The following is a 22,990-nucleotide window of genomic DNA, read 5'->3' as shown; positions in this document are numbered from 1 at the left end:
TCTAGCCTACGGCTCTCAGCTCGGCCTTTACCGCATCGAGCGTCTGGCGGCCTTCCGAACCGTTGATACGGGCAATGTCGTCCTGGTATTTCAGCAGCGCCCCGACCGTGTCGGAGATCGTCTCGGGATCGAGTGCCACGCGATCGAGTTCGACCAGCGCGGTCGCCCAGTCGATCGTTTCAGCAATGCCCGGATTCTTGAACAGGTCCAGCGTCCGAAGCTTTTGCACATAGGCAACGATCTCGCTGGCCAGCCGCTCGTTGCAGCCGGGCACTTTGCGGCGGATGATCGCCAGTTCCATTGCCGAGGAAGGATAGTCCACCCAGTGATAGAGGCAGCGGCGCTTGAGCGCGTCATGCACTTCGCGGGTGCGGTTGGTGGTGATGATGACGATAGGCGGCTCATTAGCCTTTACTGTGCCGAGCTCCGGTATGGTTACCTGGTAATCTGACAGAATTTCCAGCAGGAACGCCTCGAACGCTTCATCAGTGCGGTCGAGTTCGTCGATCAGGAAAACCGGCGCGCCACCTGTAGACGCCGACAACGCCTGTAGAACCGGGCGGCGAATGAGGTGCTTTTCCGAGAACAGATCGGTTTCGAGCCGCGACCGGTCCCGGACGCCTTCGGCCTCCGCAATCCGGATGTCGAGCATCTGCGCGGGATAGTTCCATTCATAGACGGCCGACGAAACGTCCAGCCCTTCATAACACTGCAGCCGGATCAGATCGCGCCCTAGCGCTTTTGACAGCACCTTGGCGATCTCCGTCTTGCCGACGCCCGCATCCCCTTCGAGAAAAAGCGGACGCTTCAGCTTCAATGCAAGAAACAGAACCGTGGCCAGCGAACGACCGGCAAGGTAGTCATGCGCTTCCAGCATCGCGATCGTTTCATCGATCGTGGCAGGAAGTGCCTGTTTGGGAAATTGGCTCATAATGGCTCCACGGATGCCGGGCGGACAATCCCCTGGAGATTATAGCGTATGGTAAGATCGGTCCATATAGACGAGAGCCGGATTCTTGCCGCCCAGTCGCATGGCTGCGACTTCGCCGATCAAAATCGTATGCGTCGCATGTGGAACCAGCTTGACCACACGACAGTCATAGGTCGCGATCGCATCGGCAAGTGCCGGCGCGCCGGTGATCAGCGTATCCCAGTTGCCCTTGGCGAAACGCTCCTCCATCGACAGTTTCTCGAGCCCGGAAAATGCGTGGCTGAGCTGCTGATGGTGGGCGGAAAGTGAATTGAGCGCAAAGATGCCGCTTTCGAAGAAAAGCCGGTTCTTCTCGTTATTGTGATTGAGGCAAACGAGCACCGTCGGGGGACTGTCCGAAACCGAGCAAGCGGCAGTGATCGCAACACCACGGCGTTCACCGTTCAGGATGGTGGTCACGACCTGCACATGACCCGCATAACGGGCCATCGCGTCGCGATAAAGTTTGCCATCGGCCACGGACAGCTCTGCCAGATTACGATTCAGCATGTCGACCTTATATAGGGCAAGGATTGAAGAATTCGAAACAGCCATGGTGAAAACCGCAACATTTTTCAGGATGTAGGGCCATTCAGCTTGCGAAACAATCCGTCGCGGCTAGACTCAGGCGCAGCGAACTGGAATCCATTTATGTCCCTCCGACGTCTGTCACTGTTTCTTGTCCTGTCGATCTTGCCATCGATCGCCTATGGCGGCTCGCTCAAGATTGCCGTCGTTGCGCCGCAGGCAGGCAACCTCGCCATCCTCGGCGCCCAGATTGTCGAAGGCGCGCAACTGGCAGCGGGCGACCGCACCTCACTGGTGATCATTGACGAAAGCTGCGCGGAAAACTCCGGTGCGGCGCTGGCCGAAAAAATCCGGCAGGCACAGGCGGTTGCCGCAATCGGCTTCCTCTGCACGGATTCGCTGGAAGGCGCCCTGCCCACACTCACCGGCGCGGCGATTCCGGCGATAACGCTTTCCGTGCGCTCTTCAATTCTCATGGAAGATGCCATCAAGAAAGGATGGCCACTTTTCCGGCTGGCACCCTCACCCACCGCAGAGCGCGAAAAGATCATCGAGGCAATCTTCGAAAACTGGAAGGATCAGCCGTTCGCAATACTGGACGATGGGACGATCACCAGCCGCGAAACCGCCGAAACGATACGGGAAGCACTTGAACAAAAGGGAATGAAGGCTGCGTTCATTGACAATTTCCGCCCGGCACAGGAAGTCCAGACGCAACTGATCCGACGCCTCGCCAAGGCCGGCGTCACACATGTCTTTGCCGCCGCCGATCGCAACGACATGTCGATCATGGCCCGCGATTCAAAAGCAGCAAATCTACCCATGGTCTTTATGGGAGGAGACGCGCTGAACGCGGCTGACCAGTTGGTGCCGCTTGAGAAGGGTGTTTTCGCCGTGACCTTGCCTGATTATGCAACCTTTCCCTTCGCCAAGGCCGCGTACGAGGCGCTGAAGGCCAAGGAGAAGCCGGCCGACGGATATGTGCTGCCTGCCCATGCAGCCGTCACGATCCTCACCGACGCCTACGAGATCGCCAGCGGCAGCGGCGCACCACTGACGCAGGCGCTGGTGGAAACGCCGTTTGAAACAACTGTCGGCCCAATCATGTTTACAGGAAAGCACGAACTGGCAACCAACCCGTTTGTCCTGCTTCAATGGAACGGCAGCAGTTTTGTTTCGCCAGCGGTTACCGAGTGATAACGGATTCGATTCATATAGTTATAAGGAAAACCTTATATATCAAGTAAAGAGCCGGGCGATATGCCTGGCCTGCCGCATACGAGGCCAAAGCACATGAAAAGAGGCAACAAAAACCTGATCACCGACGTAGTCGGCCTAAGAGTCGGCAATGCCTCCGACTGTGCCCTGAAATCCGGTGTCACGGTCGTGGTCTGCGACCTCGTCACGACGGCGGCGGTGCATGTGATGGGGGGCGCGCCGGGTACGCGCGAAACCGACCTGCTCGAACCTCACAACACTGTCCAGACGGTCGACGCCATCGTTTTGTCTGGCGGTTCCGCTTTCGGGCTTGATGCTGCTTCGGGGGCACAGGCGGCGCTACGCGAAATGGGGCGCGGCTTCGCTGTCGGGCCCATGCGTGTGCCGATTGTCCCGGCTGCCATCCTGTTCGACCTTCTCAATGGAGGCAATAAGGATTGGGGGCTGTATCCACCCTACCGCGACCTAGGATACCAAGCCACACTCACGGCGAACGAAGTTTTTTCGACCGGCAGCGCCGGCGCGGGAACCGGAGCTCTGACCGCAGGCCTCAAAGGCGGGCTGGGATCGGCTTCGACAATATTGGATAACGGCGTGACGGTCGGCGCACTCGTTGCGGTCAACGCACTTGGTTCCGCCACGTGGGGCCAGACGAAACATTTCCGGGCCGCCGGGTTCGAGATCGACGGCGAATTCGGCGCACTTGGCCTGCCGACCACACTGACGCCCGAGATGAAGGAAATCCGTACCAAGCTTAGTCTCAGCCAACCCAAAGAGGCCAACACCACTATCGGCGTAATCGCTACTGATGCGGTGCTGACGAAGGCGGAGACAAAGCGGCTGGCGATATCAGCCCATGACGGCTTTGCGCACGCGCTCTGGCCCTCCCACACGCCCATGGATGGTGACCTGATTTTTGCGTTGGCGACCGGGGCATCCGGCAAGGCAATCACAGCGGAAGATTTCATCATCCTTTCGGCCGCCGCCGCATCGACCATGGCGCGGGCGGTGGCACGCGGCGTTCATGACGCGACTGTCGAAGAGGGCGATGTGATGCCGGTCTGGAGGCAGTGATGTCGCGCACTGTCGCCGTTAACGGCGAATAAAACCCTCGCTTCTATGCTTCCGCAGTACCCGACAGCGGCACGGAATGCAGACCACCACTTTATTGCAAAGCGATTTCGACACCGGAGATTAGAATGCGCCTCAAATTGATAGCTGTTACGCTCGTTGCCGTCGCGACGGCGTCAGCAGCCCTCGCCGACCCTGTGGGTAAATTCAAAGTGCAGGGGACCAATCCGGACGACAGCGGCGACTACACCGGCACTGTCAGTGTGACCCGCACGGGAGAAACCTACAAGGTGGTCTGGACGGTTGGTGAGACAGAAACCATCGGCATCGGCCTGGGTGGCCACACAGTTGGCAGCAGTTACCGGCTAGGGCCTGCAAGTCCGCAGGATAACGTGATCTCCATAGCCTACAACTCCGGCGAAGGTGCTGGAATTGCGCTTTACACCGAAGATGCGGACGGCGTCTGGCATGGCGTATGGGCCCTTGAGGGAGAAGAAAAGTCAGCGACCGAGACATGGACCTCTACGGTACCAAAAACGATAACAAAGAAGGAACCCGAGAGGCAGGAACCCGAGGCGATGTTGCTGAAGGTCGAGACACCGGACGTAAAGGCGACGCGGTCGCTGTCTGCACCCCTGCCCGTCCAGTCGAGTCCGAATCAATAGCAGCGGCGTTAGCGCCCGAAACCTTCACCAAATCGGGTACGTCGGCGGAGCCGAATATATCGGTACAGGCCTCGGTGCCAAGTTCGTCGGAGACCGTTTCGAGATGGGATCTGCCGGCGCTGGTGACACGGCACTATCGGTGGGCTATGTTTCCGGCACGACGTTCGGCATGGTGATGTATTTCAAGCAGCCGGACGGACAATGGCAGGGCGTATGGACCTATTCGGGTTCCAACAAGGCCTCGTCCGAAAACTGGTTACGAAAGTAAATAACGTGAAGGCAGACATCGGCGCATGAGTATAGAGATTTACGTCGACGCCGATGCCTGCCCCGTCAAGCCGGAAATCCTCAAGGTTGCCGAACGACACGGCTTGAGAGTGACACTGGTGGCCAATTCGGGTCTGCGGCCATCGCGCGACCCGATGGTACGCAATATCATTGTATCGGCCGGCTTCGATGCCGCCGACAACTGGATCGCAGACAACACCAATCCCAACGACATCGTCATCACGGCCGACGTGCCGCTTGCGGTTCGGTGCGTGGCCAAGGGTGCACATGTCACCGGTCCCACCGGCCGCGTCTTCGATGAAAAGAACATCGGCATGGCCTCAGCCATGCGCGACCTGGGCCAGCATCTGCGCGAGACCGGTGAGAGCAAAGGCTACAACGCAGCCTTCAGCCCGCGCGACCGTTCGGCATTTCTGGAAACGCTTGAAAAGCTTTGCCGCCGCGCAAAAGCTGGCGCCTAGGGTCTGCGGACAAGATCCATTTCAACGTCCCATTCAAGCCCTCGCCTCGGCAGATCATGGCTCGCACGGGGCTCGCACTTTCGTATATTCCATTGACAGATTGATCTCGATTCCACGTCCGGTTTGGCTCTATAAAGTGCCATGCTGAACATCCTCCTCGTCGCCATTGGCGGAGCGACCGGCTCCGTTGCCCGTTACCTCACCGGTCACATGACCCTGAAACTTTTCGGACCCAGCTTTCCCTGGGGTACGCTTGTCGTCAACACGATCGGGTCACTGGCGATCGGGATCTTCGCCGAGCTGATCGCCCGGCGCTTTGACGCCTCGCATGAATTGCGGCTGTTGATCATCACTGGCTTCCTCGGTGGCTTCACCACATTTTCGGCCTTTTCCCTCGATGTCGCCGTCATGGTCGAGCGCGGCGCCATCCTGCCAGCACTGGCCTATGTGACAGCAAGCATGCTGGTTTCGCTGCTTGCTGTATTTGCGGGGCTGGCGCTTATGCGCGCTTTGCTCTAAAGCCTGCGGCAAAAGGATATATGAGACATGGCAGGCGTAGAACATAAGCAAGTTGGCGGCGATGAGGCCGGAATGCGGCTCGACCGCTGGTTCAAAGTTCACTATCCGGGCCTCGGATTCGGCGCGCTGCAGAAGCTACTGCGCTCGGGCCAGGTCCGTGTCGATGGCGGCCGGGTGAAATCCGACAGCCGCGTCCAGCCCGGCCAGACAGTTCGCATACCGCCGATCGATGTCGATGAGAAGAAGTCGGGCAAGCCGCTCAGCGGCAAGGAACTCTCTCATTCCACCGACCATGAACTCCTGTCGCGCATGGTTCTCTATGAGGACAAGAAGGTCATCGTGCTGAACAAGCCGCACGGGCTGCCGGTGCAGGGCGGCTCGGGCGTCTACCGCAACATCGACAAGATGCTGGAGGCCTGGACGAGCCCGAGGGGCGAAAAGCCTCGGCTTTGCCACCGCCTCGACCGGGACACGTCAGGCGTGCTGGTGGTTGCCCGCACACGCGGCGCAGCCCAAGCACTGACTGCGGCCTTCCGCGAGCGCGATACGCAGAAGATCTATTGGGCACTGGTCAAGGGTGTGCCCCGCCCGGCCGAGGGCAAGGTATCGAGCTGGCTCGTCAAGGAACAGACCCTGGACGGCGACCGCATGCGCACCGCCAAGCACGGCGAAGCCGGCGCCGACCATGCCATCTCCTACTTCAAGGTCATCGAACAGGCCGGTCAAAACCTCGCCTGGCTGGAAATGCAGCCCTATACCGGCCGTACTCATCAGTTGCGCGTTCACGCCGTCCATATCGGTCATCCGATCATCGGCGACCCGAAGTATTTCGAAGCCGAACAGGGCTGGACATTCCCTGGCGGCGTCCAGAACAAGCTGCATCTGCATGCGCGCCACATCGACGTGCCGCATCCCGATGGCGGCCGCCTGCGCATCACGGCACCATTGCCGCCGCATATGGTACAGACCTGGAACCTGCTGGGCTTCGATGAAGCCAGCGGCGGGGATTTCGAGGAATGAAACTAGTCCTTTTCGATTGCGACGGCACGCTGGTGGACAGCGGCCGGCTGATCCATGAGGTGATGGTGCGGACGTTTCTGCATCACGGCCTCGAACGCCCGGATTACGCCGCGACGAAATCGATCATCGGCCTGACCCTCGATGCGGCCATCGCCCGCATCATGGGACATGGCGAGGTCGATGACCACGTGCTGGCGATGACCCGGCACTACAAGGACATCTACCAGCCGGTGCGCATGGAGCCTGAATTCCAGGAGCCGATGTTCGAAGGCATCGCCGACCTGTTGGCGGCGCTTGGAGCCCGTGACGACGTGCTGATCGGCGCCGTAACCGGCAAGGACCGCAAGGGTCTTACCCACACCGCTGAAACGCACGGCTTCCACACTTCTTTCGTCGTATCGCGGACCGCCAGCGAATGCCCGTCGAAGCCGCATCCTGCCATGGTGCTGGAATGCTGCGCCGAAGCCGGCGTCGATCCGGCTAACACGTTGGTTATCGGTGATGCCATCTATGATATGATGATGGCGAAATCCGCCGGCGCCAGAGCCATTGGCGTGTCCTGGGGCTATTGTGCCGTCGAAGAACTCAACAGTTCCGGTGCCGATGTCATCGTCAACTTCCCCCACGAAATTCTCGACCATATCGGGTGATTGCAATGTCCATGCGCGATATCTTTTCCGACCTTTCGGCTCCGGTCCTTTCCGATGCGGATCCAGTTCGACGCGCCCAGATCCAGATGAAGCAGCCTTTGGCGAAGCGTTTCTATAAAGACGTCACGGTCAGCGAGACCGAAAACGGTTACGCAATCCTGCTCGACGGGCGTCCGATCAAGACGCCAGGCAAGCGCCAGCTTGCCGTTCCCACACGCGAGGCAGCCGAAATGCTGGCGCGCGAATGGGATGCACAGGCCGAGGAAATCAATCCGACCAGCATGCCGCTGACACGCCTTGCCAATACGGCGATTGACGGTATCGAGCCGGACATGGACGCGGTGTTCGATGATATCGTCAAGTTCGCCGGCACGGATCTTGTCTGCTATCGGGCAGATGCACCGGAATCGCTGGTGGCGTTTCAGGCCGAACTCTGGGATCCGATCGTCTATTGGGCCGCTGAAGCGATCGGCGCACGCTTCATCCTCGCCCAGGGCATCATTCACCGGGAGCAGCCCCGAGAGGCTATTGCCGCCTACGCTTCGAAACTGGACAGGCACCGCAGTGCATTGAAACTCGCGGCACTGCATACGGTCACGACACTGACCGGATCTGCGTTGATTGCGCTAGCATTTGCCGAAGGCAGGCTCACGGCAGAAGAGGCTTGGAAAGCCGCACATGCCGATGAAGACTGGAACATCCGGCTATGGGGCACCGATGCCGAAGCGGAAGCACGCCGCAGGGCTCGCTGGACCGAGATGAAGGCCGCAACCGACATGTTCGGCGCGATCTCGGCTGCCTGATAAAGGGCGGATCGGACTTGATACCACGTTGCAACTGCAACTTATGCGACGAAGCCTTAACCCTTCGCTAACCATATTTACCGACATTCGGGCAATCGTTTACGCAGGGGATTCGCCAATGCTTCGCTCGGGTCTGCAACTCGCACTTATGGTGTTTGTCGCCCTGACCGTTGCTGCCTGTGGGACGCGACCGATGCAGAGCGATGAAATCCCACAGATATTCGAAATCCGCGCCGTCGTCGTAACCGGCAATGAAGGCATTTCCCACACCGTCATGCGCGGGATAAAGCGCCGCCTCGACCGCGCGATACAGGACACTGTGCGACCGGCCCCCATGCCGCGCGCGGTCATGAACATCCACGTCGTCAATATCGTCAAGGGCACCGGCATCGATGGGGGCCGCGCTCAGTCCGAGGTCAGCGTCGTGTTGACGGATGTGGGTACGGGCGAAGCGGTCCTGGTGCGAAATTACCAGATCTACAGCTTCTCTGTTTCTGCACGCACGTCAGACGAAGCCATCGCCGAGGCGATAGCGGCTCGTCTTCGGTTCGTCTATGCACTCAGCCAGCCTGTCATCCGTGCGCCCACCACCGAACCGCCGCAACTTTCGACCCGCATGCGGAGTGACGAACCCGCACCGGCAGTCAGAGAAACCGTCGCAAGGCCACTTGTCGTTCCGCTGAAGACTGCACCGAGCGTCGGCGTCGATCAGGATCCGATGCTGAACTCGCGCACCAAGGTCAATCCGGAAAAGCCGGCCAAGGCCGTTATCCTGCCCGATTCCAAGCTGAAGACCAACAATCAGGCGCCGGCGGAGAATGCGCTCGAGACGGGGGCAAAAGCAAAAGTCGTCATCCAGCCGAAAGCACAGTCTTTGCCAACCGAGACCGAGCCTTGCGTGGAAACGATGGACAAGAAATGCTGAGCAGCCAAGCTCGCCCTTCGTTGAACTCGATCAACGCAGTGCTGCCGGATCCAGCGCCCCGTTACACAGCGCCCCGTTACTGAGGCGGGATCAACATGGCCGTCCCGCAGGACAAAGAAGAGTTGCTGAAGGCGATCGATACCAATTTCGACAAGCTGCTCAAAGAACTCGATTCCATTCCTGAACATTTGACAGCGGCGCTTGACCTTGAGGGGCATGCGAAGGGCACGCAAATGAGCGTCCGCAACCTCGTGTCCTACCTGATCGGCTGGAACGAGCTCGTGCTCAAATGGCTGGACAGAGACGCGGCAGGCCTCTCCATCGACTTTCCGGAAACGGGCTTCAAATGGAACGAACTCGGGCTGCTCGCGCAGAAATTCTACCTGGATTATGACGGCATCGCATATAGCGAACTTCTGGGTCGGCTGCGGACGGCGAAGGACCGGATCGTGTCGATTGTCGAGGCCAAGCACAACGAGGCGCTTTATGGGCGGCCCTGGTATGAAAAATGGACCATGGGACGAATGATCCAGTTCAACACCGCGTCCCCTTATGACAATGCGCGCGGCCGCCTGCGCAGATGGTCCAAGGCAAACAACCTGCCTGGAAAATCCCATCTATAGCGATTTTCTCCAGCCTTCGGCAGTGTGTCGAAGGCTGGAAACTTGGAGACCGATTACTTGCCGAGGCGCTCGGAGTGCCACTTCAGGTGATCTTCCATGAAGGATGAGATGAAGTAGTAGGAGTGATCGTAGCGCTCATGATTGCGCATTGTCAGTTTCATCTCGGTCTTTTCGATAGCTTCCTCGAACAGCCACGGCCTCAGCCCGGTTTGCAGGAATCCGTCAGCCAGTCCCTGGTCGATGAGGAATTCCGGGAAGACCGCACCATCCTCCACGAGCGATACGGCATCATATTTCCGCCAGGTGGACTGATCCGGTCCGAGATATTTTTCGAAAGCCGGAGCCGACCAGTCAGCGGTCGAAGGCTGGACGATGGGCGCGAAGGCCGAGCAGCTCTTGAAACGATCCGGGTATTTCAGCGCGATGGTCAGCGCGCCATGGCCGCCCATCGAATGACCGGTGATGCCCTGCCGCTGCATGTCGGCGCGGAACGTCGCGCCGATCAGCGCAGGCAGTTCCACTGTGATGTAGGTATACATCTGGAAATGCTCGGCCCAGGGCGCTTCGGTCGCATCGAGATAGAAGCCTGCGCCCTTGCCCATCTGCCAATTGGTCAATTCGTCGGCGACATCGTTGCCGCGCGGTGATGTGTCGGGGCAGACGATGATCAGCCCGAGTTCTGCGGCCAGCCGGCGATATTCGCCCTTCTCCATGACGTTGGCATGCGTGCAGGTCAGGCCGGAGAGGTACCAGAGAACCGGGCAAGGACGCTCGATAGCCTGCGGCGGCACGAACACGGCGAATGTCATTTCGCAGTTGCAGGCCTTGGATTCGTGCGAATATACGCCCTGCATGCCCCCGTGCGAGGTGACTTCGGAAATGACTTTCAATTCTGACACAGAACAACTCCTCGATATGTCTGGACCGTCGATGCAACGGGCCTGTGATTGGCAGCAAGCAGCTACTTGTCGTACCGTTCTTTCACGCAGGCTTTATCCTGCCTGCGATCAATCCGGCAATATGTAATTCGATTGATGCTATCGCGGGTTTCGTTCGCGCCGCAAATTGTTCCAATATTGCAGGCGCTTGTTGATCTCGCGCTCAAAACCCCGGTCCGGCGGCTTGTAGAATTGCCGGCGCCCCATTTTCTCCGGAAAATAGTCCTGCCCGGAAAAGGCGTCCGGCTGGTCATGATCGTAGCGATAACCGTCCCCGTAGCCTTCTTCTGTCATCAGCTTGGTCGGCGCGTTCAGGATGTGCTTGGGCGGCAGCAGCGAGCCGTTGAATTTTGCGGCTTGGGTCGCCGCCTTGAACGCGGTGTAGACCGCATTCGATTTCGGCGCGGTGGCCAGATAGACGACCGCATTGGCTAGCGCCAGTTCACCTTCCGGCGATCCGAGGAAATCGTAGGCATCCTTGGCGGCATTGGCCACCACGAGAGCCTGCGGATCAGCCAGACCGATATCCTCGACTGCCATCCGTACCAGCCGCCGCCCGAGAAACAGCGGATTTTCGCCTGCATCGATCATGCGGGCGAAATAGTAGAGCGCCGCATCAGGATCGGATCCGCGTACGGATTTGTGCAGCGCCGAGATCAGATTGTAATGACCGTCCTGGCCTTTGTCATAGATCGGTGCGCGGCGCTGGACGACCTTGAGCAGGTCCTCAGGGCCAAACACTTCCCCTTCCCGCGCAGCACGCCAGGCTTCTTCGGCAAGCGTCAACACCGCGCGCCCGTCGCCATCGGCAAGCGTGATCAGCAGCGCACGCGCGTCCTCATCGAGCGGCAGCCGCTTCTCCATTTCGGCTTCGGCGCGGCCAAGCAGCAATGTCAGGCTTTCCTCGTCATGCGACTTGAAAGTCAGCACACGGGCCCGCGACAGCAAGGCCGCGTTCAATTCGAATGACGGGTTTTCGGTGGTGGCACCGACAAGGATGATCGTGCCATCTTCCATCACAGGCAGGAAACTGTCCTGCTGGGATCGGTTGAAGCGATGGATCTCATCGACGAACAACAAAGTCTGGCGCCCTTGCGAGCGACGCAGGCGTGCGGCCTCAAATACCTTCTTGAGGTCGGCAACGCCGGAAAAAATCGCCGAGATCTGCTCGAAATAGAGATCCGTTTCGTTGGAAAGCAGCCGAGCGACGGTAGTCTTGCCCGTTCCTGGCGGCCCCCAGAACACCATCGAACCGAGCGATTTGGACTCGATCATGCGAGTCAGCGCGCCGTCCGCGCCGGTCAGATGCGGCTGGCCGGACACTTCGGCAAGCGACTTCGGCCGAAGCCTGTCGGCGAGCGGCCGCGGCGCACCTTGTGTCTCAGTCGTGGCGAAAAGTTCGTTCATCGGATGAATTGCCTGATACGCTGACCGTTACGCTCAATCTCGACCCGCCAGAACCCGGGATCGTTTTCAACCACCGCCTGCAGCGAGGCCGTGTTGGTGATGTTCTCACCATTGACTGCCACGATAATATCGCGCGGTTCAAAGCCGATCCTCGCGGCTGGCGAGCCGCGCGAAATTTCCTCGATGACCACGCCAGTCGCCTCTGCTGGCATTTGCAGCGTCTGCGCAAGGCGTGGCGAAAGATTGGCGACCAGCGCACCGGCAAAAGGACTGCGGCCATCAATCAGCCGTTCGTCGCGCGGCGTGGTTTCAGGCGCCTGCTCCAGCTTCAGCGATGCGCTGCGCTCCTTGCCGTTGCGCGACAGCGACAATTCTACTGTAGAGCCAAGCCCCGCGGTCGTCAGGCGGTAGCCGAGCGCATCCGGGTGCTCGACAGGATGGCCATTTGCGGCTGTCACCACATCGCCAGGCTTGATTCCGGCCTTGTCGGCTGGACCACCCTCGACAACGCTAGCGACAAGTGCGCCGCGCGCGATCTTGAGCCCCAACGCTTCGGCGACTTCCGATGTCACCGGCTCGAACGCCGCGCCGATGTAAGGACGGGTAAAGCCCGGCTGGCCACCGTCTGCCGCGGCGACGAAGACCTTGACCAGATTGGCGGGAATGGCAAAGCCGATACCGTTTGAGCCGCCATCGCGAGACAGGATCGCAGTGTTGATGCCGATCAGTTCGCCCTTCATATTGATGAGCGCTCCGCCAGAATTACCAGGATTGATCGAGGCATCGGTCTGGATGAAGTAGGAAAAGTCACCGCCGCCGGATTTGCTGCGCGCGAGCGCCGAGACAATGCCTGACGTCACGGTCTGACCGACACCGAACGGATTGCCGACTGCAAGCACCAAATCGCCCACCTCTACGGAATCGGAATCGCCGATCGGCATTGCCGCAAGCCCTGTTGCCCCCTCGACCCGCAGCACCGCGAGATCCAGTCGCTCATCCTTGAATGTCAGTTTTGCCGGAAACTCGCGACCGTCTGCCAGAGCGATGCGGATGTCATCGGCGCCGTTGATAACATGATTGTTGGTGATGACGAGTCCCTTGGAATCGATAATCACGCCGGAGCCGAGCGAGCTTTGCTTTTCGGTGCGGTTCGGCATCTGCTGGCCGAAGAATTCCTCGAAAAACGGATCCGAATACAGCGAAGGGCGCTCGACGCGCTTGTCGGCGTAGACGTTCACCACTGTTCCGGCAATCGCCTTGACCAGCGGCGCGTACGAAAGTTGTATCTGCAACTGGCTGGCCGGCACGGCCTTCGCCTCCTCGGCGGCTGCTGGATGCACCAAGACCGAAAGCCCTGTCAGGGCGAGTGCCACGAGCCGGATCAACATATGATTCCCTTATCTATCAACGCATCATTTTCGCACTCCGGCATCCTGCTTGCAAAGGGGGCATAATGATGGATGGGCGAATTCCTCACCGTTGACGGCCAGAAGCTGGCAAACATTCGTCACGCGGCTTTGAAAGTGCCAGAGCTGAGCGATATCCCACGGAATTCGGAAGCGCGGGTCCTCGGTACCGGACAGCAATTCGCCGGGGTACAGCGGCGGATAGAGATGGGTGAAGAAGTACCCCGACAACTGCCGGGGTACTTGGCGATCAGTTCAATGCGCGATCATCACGTGGCGAACGACAGTATAGTCTTCCAGCGCGTAGGAGGACATATCCTTGCCATAGCCGGATTGTTTCAGTCCACCATGCGGCATCTCGTTGGTAAGCATGAAATGGGTATTTATCCAGGTGCAGCCGTAGCGCAACTTGGCCGATGCTTTCATGGCCTTGGAGACATCCTTGGTCCAGACTGACGACGCAAGTCCGTAGTCGCTGTCGTTTGCCCAGTTGATGGCCTGGGCGTCGTCCGAGAAGCGGGTGACCGAGACGACCGGTCCGAACACTTCGCGGCGGACGATCTCGTCATCCTGCATGGCGCCCGCAACGACAGTCGGCTGATAGAAGAAGCCCTTGTCGGATCCCAGCTTGCCGCCGGCAGCGATCTGCATATGGCCCAGCTCGGATGCCCTTTCGACGAAAGATGCGACGCGGTCGCGCTGACGCCGCGAGATCAGCGGCCCGATCTCGTTGTCGGCGTCGTCGGCGAGGTTGTACTTGATCGAGGATACGGCGGCGGCAAGGTCGGCGACGAAGCGGTCGTAGATCTTCTCATGCGCATAGATACGGCAGGCGGCCGTGCAATCCTGTCCGGCATTGTAGTAGCCGAAAATCTTGATCGCCTGAACGGCAGCCTCGATGTCGGCATCCTCGAAAACGATGACCGGCGCCTTGCCGCCCAGCTCCAGGTGCGTCCGCTTCACCGTCTTGGAGGCGGCGGCAAGCACCTTCTTGCCTGTCGCCACGTCGCCGGTGATCGACACCATGTTGATCTTCGGGTGATTGATCAAGTAGTTGCCGGTGGTCTCGCCCCGGCCAAGGACCAGATTGAAGACGCCCTCCGGCAGGATGTCCGCCATGACCTTGGCCAGCTTCAGCGCCGTCAGCGGCGTCTGTTCCGACGGCTTGAAGACGATGGTGTTGCCGCCGGCCAGTGCAGGCGCAAGCTTCCAGGCCGCCATCATCAGCGGATAATTCCAGGGTGCAATAGAACCGACCACACCGACAGCATCGCGGCGGACCATCGAGGTGAAGCCCGGCAGGTATTCAGCCGCGACCGGGCCGTGCTGGGTACGAACCGCCCCGGCAAAGAAGCGGAAGCAATCGACAATGGCCGGAATTTCATCATTCAGCGCCGCATTGATCGGCTTGCCGCAGTTCAGGGCTTCGAGCGTGGCAAAACCGAGAGCGTCCTTCTCGATCGCATCGGCGATCTGCAGCAGGTATCCGGACCGTTGCGCTGGGGTCGTTTCAGACCAACTGGTAAAGGCAATCTCGGCTGCATCGACAGCCCTATCGATCTGAGCAGTCGAAGCTTCCGGGACGCCGACCACGGTCTCGCCGGTCTTCGGGTTGAGGATCTGTTCCTCGTTCTCGGTTCCGGCTTCGAATTGCGAGCCGATCAGCATTTGCGTATCCATTGTGCTTCTCCCTTCAGTCATTTCCCGGCTCCGGCAGTCTCCGCGCCTTCACGGGTCAGGTAATAGGCCCCCAGAATGGGCAGGAATGTCGCGACGACCACGAACATCGCCACGACGTTGGTCACGGGCCGCTCGCGTGGACGGATCAGTTCTTCGAGCATCCAGATCGGCAGCGTCGATTGCTGCCCGGCGGTGAAAGTGGTGACAATCACTTCATCGAACGACAGCGCGAAGGCCAGCATGCCGCCTGCCAGCAGCGCCGTGCCGATGTTCGGCAGGATCACATAGCGGAAGGTCTGGAAGCTGTTTGCGCCGAGATCATAGGATGCCTCGATCAGCGAACCCGACAGGCGGCGGAAACGGGCGACCGCGTTGTTGTAGACAACGACGACGCAGAAAGTCGCGTGGCCCAGCACGATCGTCCAGAACGAGAACGGAATCTCCATGATGCCGAACGCCGAGCGCAGTGCGATACCGGTGACGATGCCCGGCAAGGCGATCGGCAGAATGACGAGCAGCGAGATCGCTTCCTTGCCGAAGAAATTGGACCGGGCGACGGCTGCGGCGCACAGAGTGCCGAGAACCAGCGCGATAGCCGTGGCGATAGTGGCAACCTGTACCGACAGGCTCAGCGCCGCCCAAACATCCGGTCGGTCCCAGGCACGGCCGAACCACTGCAGCGTGAAGCCAGGTGGCGGCCACTTGAAGCTCTTTTCTTCGGTCGTGAACGCATAGACGAAGATCAGCAGGATCGGCAGCTGCAGGAAAATCAGGCCCGCGCCGGCGGTAATCTTGAGCGCCATGGGCGCGGAGTTGGTCTTATCAGAGCGCATCGAATGCCCCCTTCTTCTTGGCCACCCACAGGTAGAAAGCCATAATGATGATCGGCACGACCGAGAAGGCTGCGGCGAGCGGGATGTTGCCGGCAGTTCCCTGCTGGGTATAGACCGCCTGGCCGATGAACAGCCGCGAAGAGCCGATGATGCCAGGAATGATGTAGTCGCCGAGCGTCAGCGAGAACGTGAAGATGGAGCCGGCGATAATGCCGGGCAGCGCCAGCGGAAACAGCACGTGGCGGAAGGTCTGACCCGGCGCGCCGCCGAGATCGTAGGATGCCTCGATCAAGTTCGAGGGCACCCGCTCGAGTGCGGCCTGTACCGGCAGGATCATATAGGGAAGCCAGACATAGACGAAGACGATGAACGTGCCGGTCGAACTGACCGAAAGCGAGTTGCCGCCAATCACCGGCATCGACAGATAGGCGTCGAGCAACCAGGACAGGTTAAGCTTGGCAAACAGCCAGTTCAGAATGCCTTCCTTGGCGAGGACCAGCTTCCAGGCATAGATCTTGACGAGATAGCTCGACCACAGCGGCAACATCGCCCCGAGATAGAAGACGGCCTTCCATCTCCCCTTGGCATAGCGTGCCGCATAATAGGCGATCGGAAAGGCGATGATGGCGGCCGCGATCGTCACCAGCGCTGCCATTGTCACGGTTCGGACGATGATGTCGAAATTGGAGGCCCGGAACAGCTGCGCATAGGTGGACAGCGTCAGCTCATAGTTCACCAGACCGCTGAAATCGTCGATCGAGAAAAAACTCTGGAACAGCAGCGCGACCAGCGAGCCGACATAGATGATGCCTAGCCAAAGCAGCGGTGGGGCCAGCATCAGCGTCAGCAACAGCTTAGGCCGGCGCCAGAAGGTGACGGACAGGCGGCCCAGCATGCCGTCGGCCGGAGTTTCTGCGGGTTTTGTCGCCGTCATCGTCATGCCGCGTCATCCAACAAATGAATGGCTTCGACCGGGAAGCACAGGGTGACAGCCTCACCCTCAGCGGGCACGGGTGCGTCGGCGGGCAGGTTTGCATGAATGCGCAAGCCTTCCACATCGACGCCCAGCCGCACATGCGAGCCGAGGAAGCTTCTAGTCTTCAGCTTGCCGGTCACGGAGGGGCCGCTGCCCTGGCCGTGGCCTATCGCTTCCGGCCGCAGGCTCGCCCAGGCGCGCTTGCCGATCAGTTTCGAAGTCACGTCCGGCGGCAGCACATTCGAGGAGCCGACGAAATCGGCAACGAACTTGGTCGTCGGCCGTTTGTAGATATCCTCTGGCGAACCGACCTGGACGATGCCGCCATTGTTGAACACGGCAACACGATCGGCCATCGACAGCGCCTCGCCCTGATCGTGCGTCACGAAAATGAAAGTAATCCCGAGCGCCTTCTGCAGCGTCTTCAGCTCTTCCTGCATCTGTTCGCGCAGCTTGAGATCCAGCGCACCGAGCGGCTCGTCGAGCAGCAGCACCTTGGGCTTGTTGACGAGCGCGCGGGCGAGCGCGACGCGCTGGCGCTGGCCGCCCGAAAGCTGGCCGGTCTTGCGGGTGCCGTAGCCACCAAGAGCTACCAGATGCAGCGCTTCCTCGGCAGCTTTCTGGCGAGTCTGCTTGTCTACGCCCTTGACCATCAACCCATAGGCGACATTGTCGAGGATGCTCATGTGCGGAAACAGCGCATAATCCTGAAACACCGTGTTGACGCTGCGCTTCCAGGGCGGCACGCCATTGGCATTATCGCCGAAAACCTCGATGGAACCGCTGGTCGGTTGCTCAAAACCGGCCACGAGCCTCAGGCAGGTAGTCTTGCCGGAGCCGGACGGCCCCAGCATGGCGAAAAACTCGCCCTCGGCGATATCGAGATTGACCTTATCGACCGCCTTGACGCTGCCGAAATGGCGCGACACGTCGCGGAAGGAAACTGCCGAAACCATGGGGGTTCTCCGAATTTTATCTATCAGCAAATGTGAAACACCCCCTCATCCGGCCCTTGGGGGCCTTTCTCCCCGGCGGGGAGATGAGGAAATGCTTCGCGGCCTCCCCAACCGAGGGGCCATCGAGCTAGCGGCGCTGAATTAGGAATGCCGTAGCCCGGCAGACTGCTTCTTCTCCCCATCGGAGAGAAGATGGCCCGAAGGGCTCAGGCGCAACCTGTTGCGCCGGGGATGAGGGGGAAGCCGCGCCACACTGAGCCCGGCTTCCCTAACTCAAATTACTGTCCGCCCATCACTGCGATGTAATCAGACGTCCAGCGGTGGTAGGGAACGCATTCACCCTGGCTGCACTTCGCGACCGGCGTCTTCCAGAAGCTGATCTTGTCGAAGTTCTCGAAGCCGTTATGTGCGCAACCGCCGTCTGTCAGCAGGGCATTGCCCTTGCATGCTGCAGGAACGGCCGGAACCGAGCCGAACCAGGCAGCGAGGTCGCCCTGAACCTTTGGCGAGAGCGAATGTTCCATCCACATATAGGCGCAGTTCGGGTTCTTGGCATCGGCATGCAGCATGGTGGTATCAGCCCATCCCGTTGCTCCCTCGACCGGGAATACGGATTTGACCGGCTGCTTGTCGGCCTCCAACAGGTTGACCTGGAATGGCCAGGAGCTGGATGCAACCACGCCTTCGTTCTTGAAGTCGTCGATCTGGACCATTGCGTCATGCCAGTAGCGGCCGATTAGCGAGCGCTGGCCCTTCAGGAGTTCCAGAACGGCAGCATACTGCGTTTCGTTCAGCTCATAGGGGTCCTTGATGCCGAGTTCAGGATTCTTTTTCTTGAGAAACAGCGCGCCGTCGGCAATGTAGATCGGACCGTCAAAAGCCTGGACACGGCCCTTGTTGGTCTTGCCGTCCGGCAGGTTCTGTTCCTCGAACACCACACCCCAGCTTGTGGGCGCCTTATCGCCGAACACCTTGGTGTTGTACATCAGCACGTTCGGCCCCCACTGATAGGGAGTGCCGTAGTGAACGCCTTCGACCGTGTGCCATGGCGCATCCTGAAGGCGCTTGTCGACGGTCGACCAGCTCTTGATCAGATCGACATTGATGGGCTGCACCTTCTTGCCGGCCACCAGACGGAGCGAAGCATCGCCGGAAGCAGTCACGAGGTCGAACCCGCCCTGGTTCATCAGCGTGACCATTTCATCGGACGTGGCGGCAGTCTTCACCGAGACCTTGCAGCCCGTGTTTTTTTCGAAATCGCTGACCCAGTCGTAATTCTTGTCGGTTTCGCCGCGCTCGATGTAGCCCGCCCAAGCGACGATCGAAACCTGGCCTTCGCCCGCTCCGATTTCCTTGAGCATTTCGGCAGAAACAGCCTGCCCGGCAAAATTCATGGCAATGATAAGTGCGGTCGTAGATCGCAGAATGGTCTTCATCTTGTGCTCCCTTTTTATTACTCTTGTTCCCGTAATGAATGAAGCCAAACTTTCGCCGCTTTCGCAAATCCTTTCTTCAGAAAAGTGATATCGGAATTTCCGATACCGTACGGAAAAATCGCCCCGACCGTCGAGATATACAGCCTGTCGAAGCAAGTTCATCCATGCGGCTCAGGAGGGAGAAGCCTTACATCGCAGCCTTGGGATGTGGAGAATCGTCATATGCGCCCCAGATAGCCTGATCGAGACATATGACCGAGCCGGTCATCAGGCCGGATTCGGCTGACGACAAATAGACGCAGGCGCGCGCGACTTCGGCGGGGTCGACCAAACGGCCAAAGGGCTGGGCGGCGGCTGCCTTTTCGAGCCAATCGGCCGGAGCGCCATGAAATTCCCGCTGGATACGATCTTCGCCTTCGGATGCCATCCAGCCGATATTGAGGCCGTTGACCCGGATACGGTTGCGCAGCAGCGCATAGGCGGTGTTCTTGGTCAGCGTCTCCAGCGCCCCCTTCGATGCGCAATAGGCAGCGATGAACGGCTGGCCGGCCTTTGCCGACATCGAGCCGATATTGACGATGGTGCCCTCGATGCCCTCCCTCCGCATCACCTTGATCGCCTCCTGCATCAGGAAGAACGGCGCGCGCACATTGGCGGCAAACATCCGGTCGAAAAGTTCGGGGCTGGTATCGAGGATCGTGCCACGATCGGTGATCGCGGCTGCATTGACCAGCGCATCGACGCGACCGAACTCCCGGTCGGCGCAAGCGATGACGGCCCTGATATCGTCGATCTTTTCAAGATCTGCCTGCTGGTAGACGACCCGCGCGCCGGTGGCGGCGGAAATCTCGCGCGCCTTCGCTTCCCCCTTGTCGCGATTGCGACCGCAGATCACGATGCCCTCGGCACCTCGCTCGGCAAACAGCCGGGCGACGGTGGCGCCCAGCCCCTGCGTGCCACCAGTGACGACGGCGATCTTGCCCTCAAGGCGGGCTGCATTTTCGGACATTTCGTTCCTCCTCCATTTCGAATTTTGTTTTCTTGCCCCTCTCCCCGCTGAGCGGGGAGAGGGTTGGGGTGAGGGGCAGCTTGATAGTTTCTCAGCTCAGTTTCTTCAGTGCCTGAGCGGCCAGCGCCATCGAAAACTCCTCCGCGCTCCAGCCAGCCGCCAGCGCCTCTTTGAACAGCGTTGCCTGCGTCTTGGGGGCAAGGCCCCCGATCGGTGGATCGCGGTCGAGGTTCGTCGGGAAGGAATAGCCCTCGGCGGTCGAGGCGATAGCGTTGTCGGCGCCCACCTGATCGATGCGGCCATCCGCCAGCATCGATTTCAAGGCCGGATACAGGGCTTCGCTGATGCGCTCGCGGTTGACCGTCTCCATGGCACGCCCAAAGGCTGACGACACCTGCAAGAGATTAGCCGTTCTAAGGATATCTTTCGAACGGTTGGTGCCGGCGCCGTGAATGAGTGCCGGATTGAAGAACACCACATCGCCCTTCGCCAACGGCAATTGAACATGGTGCTGGTCGAAATAATCCTGAAACTCCTGCCGGCCGGACACCAGGTAGCCAAGTGCGTATTGCTGGCTATAGGGCAGGAACAGTGTCGGCCCGCTTTCCAATGGCATGTCGCAATGGGCCACTGCGCCTTGCAGCGTCAGGACTGGGGACAAGTGGTGCACATGCGATGGAAAGCGCTCGATCTCTACAGCCGACTGGAATCCGAGGTGATAATCCCGATGTGACTTTTGCGCTGCGCCACCCGGATTGACCCGGTTGACCTGTGCGGTCATCTGATAGTGCGGGCCGAGCCAGGCTTCCGAGGCCAGCGCAATGATCGGATTTGCGTAGTAAAGCGCGAAGTTACCGGGGTCAGCGAGGCAGTGCTTTTCCAGTGAATTCCAGATGCGATCATTGGCGCCCGGTTTGGCGAAATGATCGCCGCCGCCGGTTTTTTCACTATGCTGTGCCTTGATGATATCGGCAAAAACCTGTGTCGCGCGGTCAATAACAGCCAGATCCGCATAGGCGTTCTTGAATACCGCGACGCCGGGACCTGCCGAAAACACATCGCAGATTTCCGCCAGGATCGCCTTGCGGCCCGCTTCGGTCGCCGCAGCCGCCAATACATGGGCGCTGTCATAAATGACGATATTCTTCTCAACCGCCGACGCATGGGGATAGTCGGACAGACTGGTCTTTCTGTCGATCTGCTGGGCAAAGTCCTCGAGGTCGCAATCGGCCTCGGTGTACCATACGCGATTGGTGCGCGCGGTGGCTGGATTGTCAGTTTTCATCGTTGCCTCCCTGAACCGGATGAAGTTGGTTTGAGTATAGGCCTCAACGGTGCTATGGACAGGCATCCTATCCATCAAAAACCCATCAAAATCCCATCTGGTGGAACCATGGCGCATGATTTTCTGATCAAGGATATCGCATTTCAGGCTGGGCTAAGCCCGGCGACGGTCGACCGGGTGATCAATGGTCGCAGCGGGGTCAGACGACAGACGGTCGCACGTGTCGAAGCCGCAATCTTGGAACTGAGACAACAGGAAAATTCTAGCGCAGCGCCCGGCCGCTCCTACGCATTCGACGTGGTCATGGAAACCCCGGACCGTTTTTCGAGTGCGGTTCGCGCCGCTTTCGAATCGGAGGCCGCATCATTCCGTCCGGTCTCACTGAGGTCCCGCTTTCATTTCAGCGAGCAGCTGCGCGAATATGACATGATCGCACTGCTCAACAAAATAAGGCTGCGCGGCAGTCACGGCGTCGTGCTGAAGGCTGCGGATACACCGGCCGTGACAGAGGCGGTTGACCTGTTGTACGCTGCAGGCATTCCCGTCATCACGCTGGTGACCGACCTTCCACATTCGCGCCGCATAGCCTATGCCGGTTCCGACAACCGGGCAGCCGGCGAAACGGCCGCCTTCCTCATCGGCTCGAAAATCGAACGCGGAGACGTGCTCGTAACACTCTCGTCCAGCCGGTTCCGCGGCGAAGAGGAGCGCGAGATCGGCTTTCGCAGATTGTTTCGGGAGCGATGGCCATCGCTGGGAATTGTGGAACTGAGCGAGGGCTACGGCAGGGACAGGACGACAGGTGAACAGGTCCACCGGGCACTCGCGGCCAATCCTTCGATCAATTCCGTCTATTCGATCGGAGGAGGAAACCGTGCCATCGTTGACGCGTTCCGTGATGCGGGGCGCCAGATTGCCTGTTTCGTCGGTCACGACCTCGATCAGGACAACATCGATCTTCTTCGGCAGGAAAGCATACATTTCGTGCTGCATCACAACCTCAACAGCGACGCTGCCTCGGTGTTTCGCACATTTTTGAAGGCTCGCCACGGGGGCCCGCTATCGGCGGCCCCTGCGCTGTCGGCCCTGGCGATCATCACGCCATTCAACATCCCGCCGTGACGACTTCCTCCAGAGCCAGACAAGGCGCTGCGTAGCCGTTGTTGCCGCCCACGACGATTGTCGCCGATGAGGCATGGACAAAGTCATGACCTCCACCAAAGGTGGAGGTTTGAAACGCTGCGCTTGAACCGCTAGAAGCGGTTTTGCTATAGATTAGTAGCTACGATTAAAGAGGTCGGTAAAGTCGGAAGCTTTGTCGAC

At 59.5% G+C, this 22,990-nt stretch carries 24 protein-coding genes; 12 read left to right on the top strand and 12 right to left on the bottom strand.

Annotated elements, in window-relative coordinates:
• Position 1 precedes the first annotated feature (1 nt).
• Together JJB09_RS11945 and JJB09_RS11940 are read right to left on the bottom strand one after the other, a co-directional pair.
• Positions 2-931, bottom strand: coding sequence for an AAA family ATPase (locus JJB09_RS11945; RefSeq protein WP_201658041.1), 930 nt, complete (start codon positions 929-931; stop codon positions 2-4).
• A 39-nt stretch (positions 932-970) separates the two neighbouring features.
• On the bottom strand, positions 971-1,480 hold the full coding sequence (locus JJB09_RS11940; protein WP_201658038.1) for a flavin reductase: 510 nt from the start codon (positions 1,478-1,480) through the stop codon (positions 971-973).
• Between the two features lie 141 nt (positions 1,481-1,621).
• On the opposite strand from JJB09_RS11940, the gene JJB09_RS11935 reads away from it, so the two are divergent.
• The 11 genes from JJB09_RS11935 (at position 1,622) to JJB09_RS11885 (ending at position 9,741) form a co-directional block, all read left to right on the top strand.
• Positions 1,622-2,695 carry a branched-chain amino acid ABC transporter substrate-binding protein gene (locus JJB09_RS11935; protein WP_201658035.1) on the top strand — a complete coding sequence of 358 codons (1,074 nt, stop codon included), beginning with the start codon at positions 1,622-1,624 and terminating at the stop codon, positions 2,693-2,695.
• 96 nt (positions 2,696-2,791) lie between these two features.
• Positions 2,792-3,790, top strand: coding sequence for a P1 family peptidase (locus tag JJB09_RS11930; protein WP_201658032.1), 999 nt, complete (start codon positions 2,792-2,794; stop codon positions 3,788-3,790).
• Positions 3,791-3,915: 125 nt separating this feature from the next.
• Positions 3,916-4,452 carry a hypothetical protein gene (locus tag JJB09_RS11925; RefSeq protein ID WP_201658029.1) on the top strand — a complete coding sequence of 179 codons (537 nt, stop codon included), beginning with the start codon at positions 3,916-3,918 and terminating at the stop codon, positions 4,450-4,452.
• Between the two features lie 103 nt (positions 4,453-4,555).
• Entirely contained in the window at positions 4,556-4,720 is a 165-nt protein-coding gene (locus tag JJB09_RS11920) for a hypothetical protein (RefSeq protein ID WP_201658026.1), read from the top strand.
• A 25-nt stretch (positions 4,721-4,745) separates the two neighbouring features.
• On the top strand, positions 4,746-5,201 hold the full coding sequence (locus tag JJB09_RS11915) for a YaiI/YqxD family protein (protein ID WP_201658023.1): 456 nt from the start codon (positions 4,746-4,748) through the stop codon (positions 5,199-5,201).
• 141 nt (positions 5,202-5,342) lie between these two features.
• Positions 5,343-5,720, top strand: a complete 378-nt coding sequence (gene crcB, locus JJB09_RS11910; RefSeq protein WP_201658020.1) for a fluoride efflux transporter CrcB — start codon at positions 5,343-5,345, stop codon at positions 5,718-5,720.
• A 27-nt stretch (positions 5,721-5,747) separates the two neighbouring features.
• Positions 5,748-6,740, top strand: a complete 993-nt coding sequence (locus JJB09_RS11905; RefSeq protein ID WP_201658017.1) for an RluA family pseudouridine synthase — start codon at positions 5,748-5,750, stop codon at positions 6,738-6,740.
• The gene (locus tag JJB09_RS11900) at positions 6,737-7,390 is read left to right on the top strand and encodes an HAD-IA family hydrolase (RefSeq protein WP_201658014.1); all 654 of its coding nucleotides are present in this window, start codon (positions 6,737-6,739) and stop codon (positions 7,388-7,390) included. Before JJB09_RS11905 ends, JJB09_RS11900 begins: the two co-directional genes overlap by 4 nt.
• A gap of 11 nt (positions 7,391-7,401) precedes the next feature.
• Entirely contained in the window at positions 7,402-8,193 is a 792-nt protein-coding gene (locus JJB09_RS11895; RefSeq protein ID WP_201658872.1) for an ATP12 family chaperone protein, read from the top strand.
• 118 nt (positions 8,194-8,311) lie between these two features.
• Positions 8,312-9,118: a hypothetical protein gene (locus JJB09_RS11890; protein WP_201658011.1), complete on the top strand. Its 807-nt coding sequence runs from the start codon at positions 8,312-8,314 to the stop codon at positions 9,116-9,118.
• A gap of 95 nt (positions 9,119-9,213) precedes the next feature.
• Positions 9,214-9,741, top strand: a complete 528-nt coding sequence (locus JJB09_RS11885) for a ClbS/DfsB family four-helix bundle protein (RefSeq protein WP_201658008.1) — start codon at positions 9,214-9,216, stop codon at positions 9,739-9,741.
• Positions 9,742-9,794: 53 nt separating this feature from the next.
• Here JJB09_RS11885 and fghA read toward each other — a convergent pair whose 3' ends face one another.
• The 10 genes from fghA to JJB09_RS11835 form a co-directional block, all read right to left on the bottom strand.
• A complete protein-coding gene (gene fghA, locus JJB09_RS11880; RefSeq protein ID WP_201658869.1) occupies positions 9,795-10,631 on the bottom strand; it encodes an S-formylglutathione hydrolase in 837 nt (278 codons plus the stop codon).
• Between the two features lie 147 nt (positions 10,632-10,778).
• A complete protein-coding gene (locus JJB09_RS11875; protein ID WP_201658005.1) occupies positions 10,779-12,086 on the bottom strand; it encodes a replication-associated recombination protein A in 1,308 nt (435 codons plus the stop codon).
• Entirely contained in the window at positions 12,083-13,474 is a 1,392-nt protein-coding gene (locus JJB09_RS11870) for a DegQ family serine endoprotease (protein ID WP_201658002.1), read from the bottom strand. The genes JJB09_RS11875 and JJB09_RS11870 overlap by 4 nt, the downstream gene beginning before the upstream one ends.
• Before the next feature lie 273 nt (positions 13,475-13,747).
• Complete coding sequence (locus JJB09_RS11865) at positions 13,748-15,172, bottom strand: gamma-aminobutyraldehyde dehydrogenase (protein WP_201657999.1); 1,425 nt, start codon at positions 15,170-15,172, stop codon at positions 13,748-13,750.
• Positions 15,173-15,189: 17 nt separating this feature from the next.
• Positions 15,190-16,005 (bottom strand): ABC transporter permease, encoded by an 816-nt coding sequence (locus JJB09_RS11860; RefSeq protein ID WP_201657996.1) that lies wholly within the window; start codon positions 16,003-16,005, stop codon positions 15,190-15,192.
• Positions 15,995-16,945 (bottom strand): ABC transporter permease, encoded by a 951-nt coding sequence (locus tag JJB09_RS11855; RefSeq protein ID WP_201657993.1) that lies wholly within the window; start codon positions 16,943-16,945, stop codon positions 15,995-15,997. The genes JJB09_RS11860 and JJB09_RS11855 overlap by 11 nt, the downstream gene beginning before the upstream one ends.
• Positions 16,942-17,937 carry an ABC transporter ATP-binding protein gene (locus JJB09_RS11850; RefSeq protein ID WP_201657990.1) on the bottom strand — a complete coding sequence of 332 codons (996 nt, stop codon included), beginning with the start codon at positions 17,935-17,937 and terminating at the stop codon, positions 16,942-16,944. Before JJB09_RS11850 ends, JJB09_RS11855 begins: the two co-directional genes overlap by 4 nt.
• Before the next feature lie 278 nt (positions 17,938-18,215).
• Entirely contained in the window at positions 18,216-19,373 is a 1,158-nt protein-coding gene (locus JJB09_RS11845) for an ABC transporter substrate-binding protein (protein ID WP_201657988.1), read from the bottom strand.
• 187 nt (positions 19,374-19,560) lie between these two features.
• A complete protein-coding gene (locus tag JJB09_RS11840; RefSeq protein WP_201657985.1) occupies positions 19,561-20,382 on the bottom strand; it encodes an SDR family oxidoreductase in 822 nt (273 codons plus the stop codon).
• Positions 20,383-20,473: 91 nt separating this feature from the next.
• The gene (locus JJB09_RS11835) at positions 20,474-21,667 is read right to left on the bottom strand and encodes a phytanoyl-CoA dioxygenase family protein (protein WP_201657982.1); all 1,194 of its coding nucleotides are present in this window, start codon (positions 21,665-21,667) and stop codon (positions 20,474-20,476) included.
• Between the two features lie 108 nt (positions 21,668-21,775).
• On the opposite strand from JJB09_RS11835, the gene JJB09_RS11830 reads away from it, so the two are divergent.
• Entirely contained in the window at positions 21,776-22,789 is a 1,014-nt protein-coding gene (locus JJB09_RS11830) for a LacI family DNA-binding transcriptional regulator (protein ID WP_201657979.1), read from the top strand.
• Positions 22,790-22,990: the final 201 nt, after the last annotated feature.

Origin of the sequence: Phytoamicus setariae (assembly GCF_016722925.1) — a bacterium.
In the GTDB taxonomy this organism is placed as follows: Bacteria; Pseudomonadota; Alphaproteobacteria; order Rhizobiales; family Rhizobiaceae; genus Rhizobium_E; species Rhizobium_E setariae.
This window is presented reverse-complemented; position numbering and strand designations above follow the sequence as displayed.